The sequence below is a fragment of the Bradyrhizobium sp. TM102 genome (assembly GCF_009176685.1).
Classification (GTDB): domain Bacteria; phylum Pseudomonadota; class Alphaproteobacteria; order Rhizobiales; family Xanthobacteraceae; genus Bradyrhizobium; species Bradyrhizobium ottawaense.
In genome coordinates, this window is record NZ_AP021855.1 from 3,466,052 (window position 1) to 3,478,788 (window position 12,737).

General features: G+C 63.5%; 11 protein-coding genes. All 11 read left to right on the forward strand.

From position 1 onward, the window contains the following. Window positions 1-154: 154 nt before the first annotated feature. The 11 genes from GDN70_RS16430 (at window position 155) to rpoB (ending at window position 12,674) form a co-directional block, all read left to right on the forward strand. Window positions 155-742 carry an SIS domain-containing protein gene (locus tag GDN70_RS16430; RefSeq protein WP_240536482.1) on the forward strand — a complete coding sequence of 196 codons (588 nt, stop codon included), beginning with the start codon at window positions 155-157 and terminating at the stop codon, window positions 740-742. Window positions 743-754: 12 nt separating this feature from the next. Then, window positions 755-1,774 (forward strand): lysylphosphatidylglycerol synthase transmembrane domain-containing protein, encoded by a 1,020-nt coding sequence (locus GDN70_RS16435; RefSeq protein WP_028141016.1) that lies wholly within the window; start codon window positions 755-757, stop codon window positions 1,772-1,774. An 85-nt stretch (window positions 1,775-1,859) separates the two neighbouring features. Further along, window positions 1,860-3,128, forward strand: a complete 1,269-nt coding sequence (locus GDN70_RS16440) for a class I SAM-dependent methyltransferase (protein WP_028141015.1) — start codon at window positions 1,860-1,862, stop codon at window positions 3,126-3,128. Window positions 3,129-3,493: 365 nt separating this feature from the next. After that, on the forward strand, window positions 3,494-3,685 hold the full coding sequence (gene secE / locus GDN70_RS16445) for a preprotein translocase subunit SecE (RefSeq protein WP_026202711.1): 192 nt from the start codon (window positions 3,494-3,496) through the stop codon (window positions 3,683-3,685). Next, window positions 3,685-4,239: a transcription termination/antitermination protein NusG gene (gene nusG, locus GDN70_RS16450; RefSeq protein WP_008136441.1), complete on the forward strand. Its 555-nt coding sequence runs from the start codon at window positions 3,685-3,687 to the stop codon at window positions 4,237-4,239. Before secE ends, nusG begins: the two co-directional genes overlap by 1 nt. Window positions 4,240-4,372: 133 nt before the next feature. Further along, the gene (gene rplK, locus GDN70_RS16455; RefSeq protein WP_006611824.1) at window positions 4,373-4,801 is read left to right on the forward strand and encodes a 50S ribosomal protein L11; all 429 of its coding nucleotides are present in this window, start codon (window positions 4,373-4,375) and stop codon (window positions 4,799-4,801) included. A 6-nt stretch (window positions 4,802-4,807) separates the two neighbouring features. Next, the gene (gene rplA, locus GDN70_RS16460; protein WP_014494487.1) at window positions 4,808-5,500 is read left to right on the forward strand and encodes a 50S ribosomal protein L1; all 693 of its coding nucleotides are present in this window, start codon (window positions 4,808-4,810) and stop codon (window positions 5,498-5,500) included. Window positions 5,501-5,589: 89 nt separating this feature from the next. Further along, window positions 5,590-6,543 carry a 2-hydroxyacid dehydrogenase gene (locus GDN70_RS16465; RefSeq protein ID WP_028141014.1) on the forward strand — a complete coding sequence of 318 codons (954 nt, stop codon included), beginning with the start codon at window positions 5,590-5,592 and terminating at the stop codon, window positions 6,541-6,543. A 579-nt stretch (window positions 6,544-7,122) separates the two neighbouring features. After that, window positions 7,123-7,641 (forward strand): 50S ribosomal protein L10, encoded by a 519-nt coding sequence (gene rplJ / locus GDN70_RS16470; protein WP_028141013.1) that lies wholly within the window; start codon window positions 7,123-7,125, stop codon window positions 7,639-7,641. A 54-nt stretch (window positions 7,642-7,695) separates the two neighbouring features. Next, a complete protein-coding gene (gene rplL, locus GDN70_RS16475) occupies window positions 7,696-8,073 on the forward strand; it encodes a 50S ribosomal protein L7/L12 (protein ID WP_018322255.1) in 378 nt (125 codons plus the stop codon). 482 nt (window positions 8,074-8,555) lie between these two features. Then, on the forward strand, window positions 8,556-12,674 hold the full coding sequence (rpoB, locus tag GDN70_RS16480) for a DNA-directed RNA polymerase subunit beta (RefSeq protein WP_028141012.1): 4,119 nt from the start codon (window positions 8,556-8,558) through the stop codon (window positions 12,672-12,674). Window positions 12,675-12,737: the final 63 nt, after the last annotated feature.

Genomic DNA, 12,737 nt, shown 5'->3' on the forward strand with positions numbered 1-12,737 from the left:
GTGACGCGAATGCCCAGCGAAACAGGCCCGCCAATGTTGAGTGAAACCCGAAAGCCGACTACCAGCCGCTCGCCGACTTTGCAAGTATTATACCTTTGCAATCCTTGGTAATAGCCGGTATCACCCGGTCATGTTGCAATCGAGCCGCCAGCCCATGCCCGCCGTGTCCGTCGATCCCGATCACAAGGCTTTCCTCGACGATTACGTGGGGCGCCTCCATCGCGCGACGGCGATCGACGACGGCGCTTTCGCCGCAATCTCCGCCACCCGCGCCACATGGTTGCGCGCGCGCGAGCAGGGCGGCCGCGTCATCTTCATCGGTAATGGCGGCTCGGCCGGCATCGCTTCGCATCTGGCGATCGATCTGGCGAAGAACGCATCGGTGCCTGCGCTCTGCTTCAGCGACGCGAGCATGATGTCGTGCCTTGCCAACGATTACGGATTCGAGGACTGGATCGCGCACGCCGTGCGGCTGAGCGCGCGTGCCGGCGACTGCCTCGTCGCGATCAGCTCCTCGGGGCGCTCGAAGAACATTCTCAACGCGGTTGCGCAGGCGCGGACGATGAAGCTCGACGTGATCACGCTGTCGGGCATGAATGCGGACAATCCGCTGCGCAATCTCGGCGACGTCAATTTCTTCGTCGATAGCCGCAGCTACAACATTGTCGAGACCACGCACCAGTTCTGGATGATGGCCGCGATCGACCTCGTGATCGGTCGCGCGGAATATCCGGCATCCTGAGGCGGGCATCCGATGCAGTCGCGGTTCAAACAGGCGGCCCTGTTTTCGGTAAAGCTGCTGCTGTCGATTGCCGTCCTGGTCTACATCGCGCGCGGCCTCGATCTGCAGCGGTTGCGCAGCCATCTCGTCTCGGTCGATCCTTTGCTGTTCGTCCTGGCGCTGGCGCTGATCTTCTTCCAGACCTTCGTGCTCAACGGCCGGTGGGAGCTGATCATGCGCGCGCTCGGCGTGTCGCTGGACTGGCTCGCGGGCTGGCGGATCCTCATGATCAGCCTCTGGTTCAATCAGGTGTTGCCGTCCTCGGTCGGCGGTGATGCGGTGCGGATGTGGCTGCTGCGCCAGCGCGGCGTGCAGTGGCCGGAGGCGGTCAAGGGCGTTGCAGCCGACCGTTTCACGGCATTGATCGGGCTGATCGCGCTGATGGTGGCCGGATTGCCGTTCCTGTTGTCGCGCGTGTCCGATCAGGCCGCGATCCTGGCCATCGGCGGGCTGACGCTGGCCGGCGTCGCCGGCACCGTGGTTCTGTTGACGCTCGACCGTCTGCCCAAGCGCCTCACCGCCCATCCGGCGATCGCAAGCTTCGTCCGGTTCGGAGCGCTGGTCAGGTTTCTCCTGCTGCAGTCCGAGCGCCGTGCTTTGCTGTTCGGGTCGGCGCTGCTCATCCATCTCGTGACCGCGGCGGCTTGCTTCGCCCTGGCGCGCGGTGTCGGAGCACAGCTTTCGGTGGTGGACGCCGGCATCCTGATTCCGCCCGTGGTGCTATTGACGGCGGTCCCGATCTCGATCAGCGGGTGGGGTGTTCGCGAGGGGGCGATGGTCGCCTGCCTCGGTCTGGCGGGTGTCCCTTCCGAGGAGGCGCTGTCGGTTTCGCTGCTGCTGGGCGCCATCAGCGTGATCATCGGGCTCGTCGGCGGCGCGATCTGGCTGGCAAGTCCGGAGCGCGGATCGTATTCAGCGGACAAGGCCGCCAAGGCGGCGGAGGAAGCCCCCAGCTACGACGGGCTGGGCAAGGAAGTCTCGAGCCACCCATGACCCGCTTGAGTCCGTTGCTGGCGGTCTGGTCTTCACGGGGTGGGATTGCCTCACCCGATCGCGTATCTCATTTTTCGGTTCCACGATGAAAAATCTGTTCTACGTCCGCCACACCTGCCGCCTCTGTCATTCGGACAAGCAGGAGCTTGTCGTCCCGATGGCAGGCATGCCGATCGGCACGCCGAACTTCCAGGTCCCGGACGCCAGCGTCGACGATCCCGTGTTCCGCGCTGCGGTGCCGATGGCGCTGCATCTGTGCAGGGATTGCGGTCATCTCCAGATTCTCCATGTCGGTAATCCCGAGATCCAGTACCGCAACTACGTCTACACCACTTCGCTCTCGCTCGGTCTGCGCGAGCACTTCGCCGGCTACGCCAACGACGTCGTCAGCCGCTTCGGTGTCGCGCCCGGCTCGCTGGTCGTCGAACTCGGCAGCAACGATGGATCGCTGCTCGGCTTCTTCAAAGAGCGCGGCATGCGGGTGTTGGGTGTCGATCCCGCTGTGGACATCGCGAAGCGCGCGACGGAAGCGGGGATCGAGACCATCGGCGACTTCTTCACCGATGCCATTGGTCACCGCATCCTGCAGAGCCACGGTGCGGCGAGCGTCGTGATCGCCAACAACATGATCGCCAATGTCGACAATCTCGATCCGCTGGTGATCGGGGTTCGCGACGTGCTCGCGCCGGACGGATTGTTCGTCTTCGAAACGCAATACGGCGTCGACGTCACCGAGAAGAACCTGCTCGACACCGTCTATCACGAGCATCTGTCGTATTTTAACATCAAGCCGCTGATCCGCTTCTTTGCCCGGCTCGGCATGGAGCTGATCGACGTCCAGCACATCTGGACCAAGGGTGGCTCGATCCGCGTGACCGTGCAGCGTGCCGGTGGCGCCAAGAAGCCGTCGGCTGAGGTCGCGCGCTTCGTCGCCGAGGAAGAACGGCTGGGCGTCGATCAGCCGGCCTATTATGCGCCCTATGTGAAGCGGATCGCCGCGATCCGCGACGAGCTGGTCGCGATGGCTGATGCCGCCCATGCGCGCGGGCAGCTCGTTGCCGGCTACGGCGTCTCGGTCGGCACCACGACGCTGCTGCCGCAGTTCGGCCTGGAGAACAAGATCGACTTCCTGGTCGACGACGATCCCAAGAAGGGGAACGTGATGGCCGGCCCGGGTTACGACATCCCGATCCTGCCGCCTGCCGCCCTTTACGAGCGCAAGCCGGCGTTCGTCGTCGTCTTCGCCTGGCGCTATGTCGACCCGATCCGGGCCAAGCACGCCCGCTACTTCGCCGAAGGCGGAAAGTTCGTGGTGCCGCTGCCGGGCATTTCCATGGTCGAGCGGGCCGATTGACCGCGCAACGGCGCCGAGGCGGGCGCTCCGGGGGAGCGTCCGGAAGGAGCCGGTCGGGCGCTGCGATTGCGCCCTGAAGGGTGGGTTGATAAGCCTTTGATCCGGCTGGGCTCTGCTCTAGCGCCCGGGAAGGTCGGCTGGTCCAGTCGGGCTCTCTATATCTTGACCTTTGGTCCTATCCGCAGTAGATACCCCGCACTCGCAGCCGGCCCGTTAGACGCGGATCTCCGGCGCGGCTTTGAAATCCCCGAACAATCGAGCCCGGTTTCCGGCTCATCCTTCGAGACAGAGGGCTGGGCCAACGGCGGCTGTTCGGATCCCTGAAATTCATTCGCGTCTGTCGACGGACGTTGGACATCAAAACGATGGCAGTCAGCCCGTTCAAGTTCTTGCAGGAAGTGCGCTCGGAGACCGCCAAGGTCACTTGGCCGACCCGCCGCGAGACCACGATCACCACCATCATGGTGTTCGTCATGGTCGCCGTGGCCTCGATCTTCTTCTTCGCCGCCGACCAGATCATCCGTGTCCTCATCACTTACCTTCTGGGCATTCACTGATGGCAACCGCAACCGCTCAACTGTCCGACAAGCGCTGGTACATCGTCCACGCCTACTCGAACTTCGAGAAGAAGGTCGCCGAATCGATCCGCGAGCAGGCCAAGCAGCGCGGGCTCGAGGAACTGTTCGAGCTGGTGCTGGTTCCGACCGAGAAGGTCACGGAAGTGCGCCGCGGCCGCAAGATCGACGCCGAGCGCAAGTTCTTCCCCGGCTATGTGCTGGTGAAGATGAAGCTGACCGACGAAGCATTTCACCTCATCAAGAACACGCCGAAGGTCACGGGCTTCCTCGGCGCTGAAAACAAGCCGATGCCGATCTCGGAATCCGAGGCCATGCGCATCCTGCACCAGGTGCAGGAAGGCGTGGAACGGCCGAAGGCGTCGGTGTCGTTCGAGATCGGCGAGAACGTGCGCGTGGCCGATGGCCCGTTCGCCTCGTTCTCGGGTGTCGTCGAGGAAATCGACGAGGCGCGCTCGCGCGTGAAGGTCGCGGTGTCGATCTTCGGCCGTGCCACGCCGGTCGAATTGGAATTCGGTCAGGTCGAGAAGGTCTGACCGGACGAGGCGTGAGACTTCGGTCTCGCGTTAGCAAGAGGCCGTGGGAGGGAGAGGGCGGTTGCCAGCCGCATCCGACCCAGACCACGAACCTGAAACCGCTGGCAGCCTGCCGGCACAACAGGAGTGATACATGGCAAAGAAAGTGACCGGATACCTGAAGCTTCAGGTCCCGGCCGGTGCGGCGAATCCTTCGCCCCCGATCGGTCCCGCGCTCGGTCAGCGCGGTCTCAACATCATGGAGTTCTGCAAGGCGTTCAACGCGCAGACCCAGAAGGAAGAGAAGAACACCCCGATTCCCGTCGTGATCACGATCTACGCCGATCGTTCGTTCACGTTCGAGATGAAGACGCCCCCGATGTCGTTCTTCCTCAAGCAGGCCGCCAAGATCCAGTCCGGCTCGAAGGCGCCGGGCCGCGACAAGGCCGGCAAGGTGACCAAGGCGCAGGTGCGCGAGATCGCCGAGAAGAAGATGAAGGATCTCAATTGCGATTCCATCGAATCGGCCATGAAGATGGTCGAGGGCTCTGCCCGTTCGATGGGCCTGGAAGTGGCGGGGTAAGCGGTCATGGCAATCGGAAAGCGTTTGAACAAAGCCCGCGAAGGTGTTGACCGCGAAAAGCTTTATCCGCTCGCGGACGCCATCAAGATGGTCAAGGAACGCGCGAAAGCGAAGTTCGACGAGACCATCGAGGTCGCGATCAATCTCGGCGTCGATCCGCGTCACGCCGACCAGATGGTCCGCGGCGTCGTGACCCTGCCGAACGGCACTGGCCGTACGCTCCGCGTCGGCGTGTTCGCCCGCGGTGCCAAGGCCGATGAGGCCAAGGCTGCTGGTGCCGACGTCGTCGGTGCCGAGGACCTGGTCGAGAAGGTGCAGAACGGCTCGATCGATTTCGACCGCTGCATCGCCACCCCCGACATGATGCCGCTGGTCGGCCGTCTCGGTAAGGTGCTCGGCCCGCGCGGCCTGATGCCGAACCCGAAGATCGGCACCGTGACCATGGACGTCACTGGTGCGGTGAAGGGTGCCAAGGGCGGCTCGGTCGAGTTCCGCGTCGAGAAGGCCGGCATCCTGCAGGCCGGCGTCGGCAAGGCCTCGTTCTCCGAGGAGAAGCTGGTCGAGAACATCAAGGCTCTGGCCGATGCTGTCTCGAAGGCGAAGCCGGCCGGTTCCAAGGGCACCTACATCCAGCGCGTTGCGGTGTCCTCGACCATGGGCCCCGGCGTGAAGGTCGAGCCGGGCACCATTCTCGGCTAAGTCTGAAAATTGCATGAGGCGAGGGGCGGAATTGGGCAACCGATTCCGCCCCTCGTCGTTTGTGGCAGGGCTCACCGGAAACAAGAGCAATGGCTGACAAGGTCCTGATCTATTCGCGCTTTCCCAAGACGATGATGGCGCGTTTCGCCGAGCGGTTCGAATTGCTCGACACCGGTGGCAAGCCCGCTAGCGAGGTGTTTTCGGCGGAGGAGCTCAGTGGCATCCGCGCACTGCTGACCGCAGGCGGCTCGCCGCTCGGCGCGGAGGCGATGGACCTGTTTCCGAAGCTCGGCGCGATCGTCTGCTACGGCACCGGCTATGACGGCGTCGATCTGAAGGCGGCAGCCAGCCGCAACATCGCGGTCGGCCACAGCCCGGGCGCCAACGCGGCCTCGGTCGCCGACATCGCGATGACCCTGATGCTGGCGACGACCCGGCGGATCCTGGTGGCCGACCAATATGTCCGCAGCGGTGACTGGGCGGCGTCGAAGCAATCGCCGATGATGCGGCCGCAGGCCGGCATGCCCGGCCGCCGCATCGGCGTCTACGGCATGGGCGAAATCGGCCGCAAGATCGCGGCGCGCTGCGCCGCCTTCGAGAGCGAGATCGGCTATTTCAGCCGCAGCAAATACGATCTGCCCTATCAATATTTCCCGACCCTGGAGGCACTGGCTGACTGGTGCAGCGTGCTGATGATCGCGGTCCGGGCAGGGGCCGAGACCCAGCACGTCGTCAATGCCGATATCCTGGGGCGCCTCGGCGCGGACGGCTACGTCGTCAACATCTCCCGCGGCTCCGTGATCGACGAGAAGGCGCTCGTGGCGGCGCTGACCGACAAGACCATCGCCGGCGCCGGCCTCGACGTCTTCGAGAAGGAACCGCACGCCCCCGACGCCCTGACCGCGCTGCCGAACGTGGTGTTCGCCCCCCATATCGGCGGCCACACCCTCGAATCGCACGTCGCCATGCAAGGCTGCGTCTTGGCCAATCTGACCGCGTCCTTCGAGGGCAGGCCGCTGCCTCATGCGGTCAAATCGGCCTGAATCGGTCCTTATCGGCCCGGATCAAGCGCCCAGGGCAACGGATTGGAACTGGTGTGAATTTTGCTCTTGGCAAGCAGGCACGGAGCGGTTAAAGAACCGCTTCCGGACGTGCCGGCCTCGGCTGGCGCGTTCGTGCACGCATTCCGAAAACCGAAGACAGGAGAAATTCCTTTTCAGGACGTCCGTGAGGATTTGCCCGAAAAGGAAGAAAGACCCGTCGGCTGGTGGAGTGCGGGCAGAGGTCGGGCGGTTCGCCGGCTGACCTTGTCCTGTCCAAGACTGCAGGCGCCTGCGGGGAATTTCGATTTCTCAAGGGCTTAATCGCATGGCCTGCATAGACGGGTGAAGACCGGATTTCACTTCGCCTTCCACCTTAAGGGTGGTTGCGAAACGGGTCTGGTTCGGACCTCGACACGCCGTGGGCTCTCACGAGCTCCCGGAGGGCAGGCTTTGAATCGTCGTCTCGCCCGGCGCGTGTCCGATGGGTTTTGACCCGGAGGTTCAGGTTTTGGGTGGGGCGATGGGTGCAACCCGGCGGTCCCGCTTTTCGCGATGACCGCCAACCGGAAAGAGCTTGCTGTGGAACGAGCGGCAAAAAAGGAAGCGGTCGAACAGCTCAACGGGGTCTTCAAGACCACGAGCGTCGCGGTCGTTGCTCAATATTCCGGCCTGACCGTCGCCCAGATGCAGAAGCTGCGCATGCAGATGAAGCAGGCTGGCGCTTCGGTGAAGGTCTCGAAGAACCGTCTCGCCAAAATTGCTCTTGAAGGCACTGACGTCGTTGCCATCGGCCCCATGCTGAAGGGACCGACCGTGATCGCCACTTCGAACGATCCGGTAGCGGCGCCAAAGGTCGCCATCGAATTCGCCAAGGCGAACGAAAAGTTCGTCATCGTCGGCGGCTCGATGGGGAAGACCGTCCTGAATGTCGACGGCGTGAAGGCGCTTGCCTCGCTGCCGTCGCTTGATGAACTGCGCGCCAAGATCGTCGGCCTGCTTGTGGCCCCGGCGACCAAGATCGCTCAGCTCGCCAATGCGCCCGCGGGCAAGCTCGCGCGCGTCATCCAGGCTCATGCCTCAAAGGGCGAAGCGGCCTGACGCCCTTCGCAAAACTCAAACCCGAACCAGACTTACACGTAAGGAAACTGAACAATGGCTGACTTGCAGAAGATCGTTGACGACCTCTCGAGCCTCACCGTGCTCGAAGCCGCTGAACTGGCGAAGCTCCTCGAAGAAAAGTGGGGCGTTTCGGCTGCCGCGGCTGTCGCCGTGGCCGGCCCGGCTGGTGGTGGCGCTGCCGCCGCTCCGGCGGAAGAGAAGACCGAGTTCACGGTCGTTCTCGCCAGCGCCGGCGACAAGAAGATCGAGGTCATCAAGGAAGTCCGCGCCATCACCGGCCTGGGCCTGAAGGAAGCAAAGGACCTCGTCGAGGGCGCGCCGAAGCCTGTCAAGGAAGGCGTGAACAAGGACGAAGCCGACAAGATCAAGGTCCAGCTCGAGAAGGCTGGCGCGAAGGTCGAGCTCAAGTAAGCACCGCTTACTGGCGAGGTCTCGGGCGAGCGTAAGCTTGGTCCGAGATCCTGCTTGCCCCTCAAAAAGGGGCGAGCCTGATGCAAAAGGCGTGCGACGGAACGTCCCGACGCAGGCCGAACACGAAAAAGTGTGGGGATTTGAGGGTTCGCCCCTCGAATCTCCACTATTGTCGCCCCATATCGGTTCGGCAGCACGAAAGCGCGGTGGGCAGGGATAGCGGATTCCCTGTAAGCCGTTGGGAGAGCAAGCTATTTCGGGCTTTTGCAGTCCGTGAAACGATCGTTGTGACGGGCGGGCGCGCACCAGCGCCCCGCGCGTCGTTTTGCGTTTTGAAGGTCTGAAGAACAGATTCAGGACATTCCGGCCTGAAGCTGAGTCTCCGGCCCCCAAAGCGGGTTCGAAAAATTCAACCCGGGGAGCGGTGGCAGCCGCGTCTCGGACGGTTCGCCCAGAGCGGGCGACGAAAATGAGAGGCCACGATGGCGCAGCAGACATTCACCGGTCGCAAACGCGTTCGCAAGTTCTTCGGACACATCAAGGAAGTCGCCGAGATGCCGAACCTCATCGAGGTTCAGAAGGCGTCCTATGACCAGTTCCTGATGGTCGATGAACCCCAGGGTGGCCGTCTCGACGAGGGTCTGCAGGCGGTGTTCCGCTCGGTGTTTCCGATCTCCGATTTCTCGGGCACCTCGATGCTGGAATTCGTCCGCTACGAGTTCGAGCAGCCGAAATACGACGTCGACGAGTGCCGCCAGCGCGGCATGACCTTCGCGGCTCCCCTCAAGGTGACGCTGCGCCTCATCGTGTTCGATATCGACGAGGAAACCGGCGCGAAGTCGGTGAAGGACATCAAGGAGCAGGACGTCTACATGGGCGATATCCCGCTCATGACGATGAACGGCACCTTCATCGTCAACGGCACCGAGCGCGTCATCGTCTCGCAGATGCACCGCTCGCCCGGCGTGTTCTTCGATCACGACAAAGGCAAGACCCATTCCTCGGGCAAGCTGCTGTTCGCCGCCCGCGTCATCCCGTATCGCGGCTCCTGGCTCGACATCGAGTTCGACGCCAAGGACATCGTCTATGCGCGTATCGACCGCCGCCGCAAGATTCCGGTGACGTCGCTGATGTTCGCCCTCGGCCTCGACGGCGAGGCGATCCTGTCGACGTTCTACAAGAAGATCCTCTACAAGCGGACCAAGGAAGGCTGGCGCGTTCCGTTCGACGCCAACCGTTTCCGCGGCTACTCGACCATCAACGACCTGATCGATGCCGACACCGGCAAGGTCGTGCTCGAGGCCGGCAAGAAGCTCACCGTCCGTGCCGCCCGCCAGCTCCAGGAGAAGGGGCTGAAGGCGCTGCGCATGGCCGATGAGGAACTGGTCGGCAACTACATCGCCGAGGACCTCGTCAACCCGAAGACCGGTGAGATCCACGCCGAGGCCGGTGAGGAAATCACCGACAAGTCGATGAAGGTGCTCAACGAGCACGGCTACAAGGAACTGCCGCTGCTCGACATCGACCACGTCAATGTCGGCGCCTATATCCGCAACACGCTCTCGGCCGACAAGAACATGACGCGTGAAGACGCGCTGTTCGACATCTACCGCGTGATGCGCCCGGGCGAGCCGCCGACGCTGGATTCGGCGCAGGCCATGTTCCAGTCGCTGTTCTTCGACGCCGAGCGCTACGACCTCTCCGCGGTCGGCCGCGTCAAGATGAACATGCGCCTCGACCTCGATGCGCCCGACACCCAGCGTACGCTGCGCAAGGAAGACATCCTCTCCGTCATCAAGACGCTGGTGGATCTGCGCGACGGCAAGGGCGAGATCGACGACATCGACCATCTCGGCAATCGCCGCGTGCGTTCGGTCGGCGAGCTCATGGAGAACCAGTACCGCATCGGCCTGCTGCGCATGGAGCGCGCGATCAAGGAGCGCATGTCCTCGGTCGACATCGACACGGTCATGCCGCAGGACCTGATCAACGCGAAGCCGGCGGCTGCCGCCGTGCGCGAGTTCTTCGGCTCCTCGCAGCTCTCACAGTTCATGGACCAGACCAACCCGCTCAGCGAGATCACCCACAAGCGTCGTCTCTCGGCGCTTGGACCGGGCGGTCTGACCCGCGAGCGCGCCGGCTTCGAGGTGCGCGACGTGCATCCGACGCATTACGGCCGCATCTGCCCGATCGAGACGCCGGAAGGTCCGAACATCGGCCTGATCAACTCGCTCGCGACCTTCGCGCGCGTGAACAAGTACGGCTTCGTCGAGACGCCGTATCGCAAGGTCAAGGATGGCCGCGTCACCGACGAGGTCGTGTATCTCTCGGCGATGGAAGAGGGCCGCTACACGGTCGCGCAGGCCAACGTGCCGCTCGACCCGAAGGGCCGCTTCACCGAAGACCTCGTGGTCTGCCGTCATGCCGGCGAAGTCTTGCCGGTGACGCCCGACAAGGTCGACTACATGGACGTTTCGCCGAAGCAGCTCGTTTCGGTGGCCGCGGCGCTGATCCCGTTCCTCGAGAACGACGACGCCAACCGCGCGCTGATGGGCTCGAACATGCAGCGCCAGGCGGTGCCGCTGGTTCGTGCCGAGGCGCCGTTCGTCGGCACCGGCATGGAAGGCGTGGTTGCGCGTGACTCGGGCGCCGCGATCGCGGCGCGCCGTTCGGGCGTGATCGACCAGATCGACGCCACCCGCGTCGTCATCCGCGCCACGGAAGATCTCGATCCGACCAAGTCGGGCGTCGATATCTACCGTCTGATGAAGTACCAGCGCTCGAACCAGTCGACCTGCATCAACCAGCGTCCGCTGGTGAAGGTCGGCGACATCGTCAAGAAGGGCGACATCATCGCCGACGGTCCGTCGACCGATCTCGGTGAGCTCGCGCTCGGCCGCAACGTGCTCGTCGCGTTCATGCCGTGGAACGGCTACAACTTCGAAGACTCGATCCTGCTCTCCGAGCGGATCGTGAAGGAAGACGTTTTCACCTCGATTCATATTGAAGAGTTCGAGGTGATGGCCCGCGACACCAAGCTCGGACCTGAGGAAATCACCCGCGACATTCCGAACGTCTCGGAAGAAGCGCTGAAGAACCTCGACGAAGCCGGTATCGTCTACATCGGTGCGGAAGTGCGCGCCGGCGACATCCTGGTCGGCAAGATCACGCCGAAGGGCGAGAGCCCGATGACGCCGGAAGAGAAGCTCCTGCGCGCGATCTTCGGCGAGAAGGCTTCCGACGTTCGCGATACCTCGCTGCGCGTTCCTCCGGGCGTGCAGGGCACGATCGTGGAAGTGCGCGTGTTCAACCGTCACGGCGTCGACAAGGACGAGCGTGCGCTGGCGATCGAGCGGGAAGAGATCGAGCGTCTGGCCAAGGACCGCGACGACGAGCAGGCGATCCTGGACCGCAACGTCTACAACCGTCTTGCCGAGCTGCTCGAAGGGCGGCAGGGCATTGCCGGCCCGAAGGGCTTCAAGAAGGACACCAAGATCACCCGTGCGGTGCTCGAGGAGTACCCGAAGTCGCAGTGGTGGCTGTTCGCCTCGCCGAACGACAAGCTGATGGCCGAGATCGAGGCCATGCGGAAGCAGTACGACGAGTCGAAGAAGGGGCTGGAACAGCGCTTCCTCGACAAGGTCGAGAAGCTTCAGCGCGGTGACGAATTGCCGCCCGGCGTGATGAAGATGGTCAAGGTCTTCGTCGCGGTGAAGCGCAAGATCCAGCCCGGCGACAAGATGGCCGGCCGCCACGGCAACAAGGGCGTGGTGTCGAAGATCGTGCCGATCGAGGACATGCCGTTCCTCGAAGACGGTACGCACGCCGACATCGTGCTCAACCCGCTCGGCGTGCCTTCGCGCATGAACGTCGGACAGATCCTCGAGACCCATCTCGGCTGGGCCTGCGCCGGCCTCGGCAAGCGTATCGGCCAGACCGTCGATGCGTACCTGTCGAAGCAGGACATCAAGCCGCTGAAGGAGACCTTGAAGAAGGTCTACGGCGAGGACGAGACGATCAAGACGCTCAACGACAACGAGTTGATCGAGCTCGGCCATAACCTCAGCCGCGGTGTGCCGATCGCGACGCCGGTGTTCGACGGCGCCAAGGAAGCCGACATCGAGGAGATGCTGAAGCTTGCCGGTCTCGACGCTTCGGGTCAGTCGACCGTCTATGACGGCCGTACCGGCGATGCGTTCGATCGCAAGGTGACAGTGGGCTACATCTACATGCTCAAGCTGCACCATCTCGTGGACGACAAGATCCACGCGCGTTCGATCGGTCCGTACTCGCTCGTCACCCAGCAGCCGCTGGGCGGCAAGGCGCAGTTCGGTGGCCAGCGCTTCGGCGAAATGGAGGTGTGGGCGCTCGAGGCTTACGGCGCGGCGTACACGCTCCAGGAAATGCTGACGGTGAAGTCGGACGACGTCGCCGGCCGTACCAAGGTGTACGAGGCGATCGTGCGCGGCGACGACACGTTCGAGGCCGGTATTCCGGAATCGTTCAACGTGCTGGTCAAGGAAATGCGCTCGCTCGGCCTCAACGTCGACCTGCACAACTCCAAGGTTGGACCGGCGCCGACGTCGGAAGCGGCCGAGTAACACGACCTTTCATGCCCGGCCTTCACGGCCGGGCATTGGCGCCCCTCCCGATGCCTTGAGGGC

Coding starts and splice junctions, on each gene's coding strand:
- GDN70_RS16430 (WP_240536482.1), top strand. CDS start 155: ATGCCCGCCGTGTCCGTCGATCCCGATCACAAGGCTTTCCTCGACGAT.
- GDN70_RS16435 (WP_028141016.1), top strand. CDS start 755: ATGCAGTCGCGGTTCAAACAGGCGGCCCTGTTTTCGGTAAAGCTGCTG.
- GDN70_RS16440 (WP_028141015.1), top strand. CDS start 1,860: ATGAAAAATCTGTTCTACGTCCGCCACACCTGCCGCCTCTGTCATTCG.
- secE (WP_026202711.1), top strand. CDS start 3,494: ATGGCAGTCAGCCCGTTCAAGTTCTTGCAGGAAGTGCGCTCGGAGACC.
- nusG (WP_008136441.1), top strand. CDS start 3,685: ATGGCAACCGCAACCGCTCAACTGTCCGACAAGCGCTGGTACATCGTC.
- rplK (WP_006611824.1), top strand. CDS start 4,373: ATGGCAAAGAAAGTGACCGGATACCTGAAGCTTCAGGTCCCGGCCGGT.
- rplA (WP_014494487.1), top strand. CDS start 4,808: ATGGCAATCGGAAAGCGTTTGAACAAAGCCCGCGAAGGTGTTGACCGC.
- GDN70_RS16465 (WP_028141014.1), top strand. CDS start 5,590: ATGGCTGACAAGGTCCTGATCTATTCGCGCTTTCCCAAGACGATGATG.
- rplL (WP_018322255.1), top strand. CDS start 7,696: ATGGCTGACTTGCAGAAGATCGTTGACGACCTCTCGAGCCTCACCGTG.
- rpoB (WP_028141012.1), top strand. CDS start 8,556: ATGGCGCAGCAGACATTCACCGGTCGCAAACGCGTTCGCAAGTTCTTC.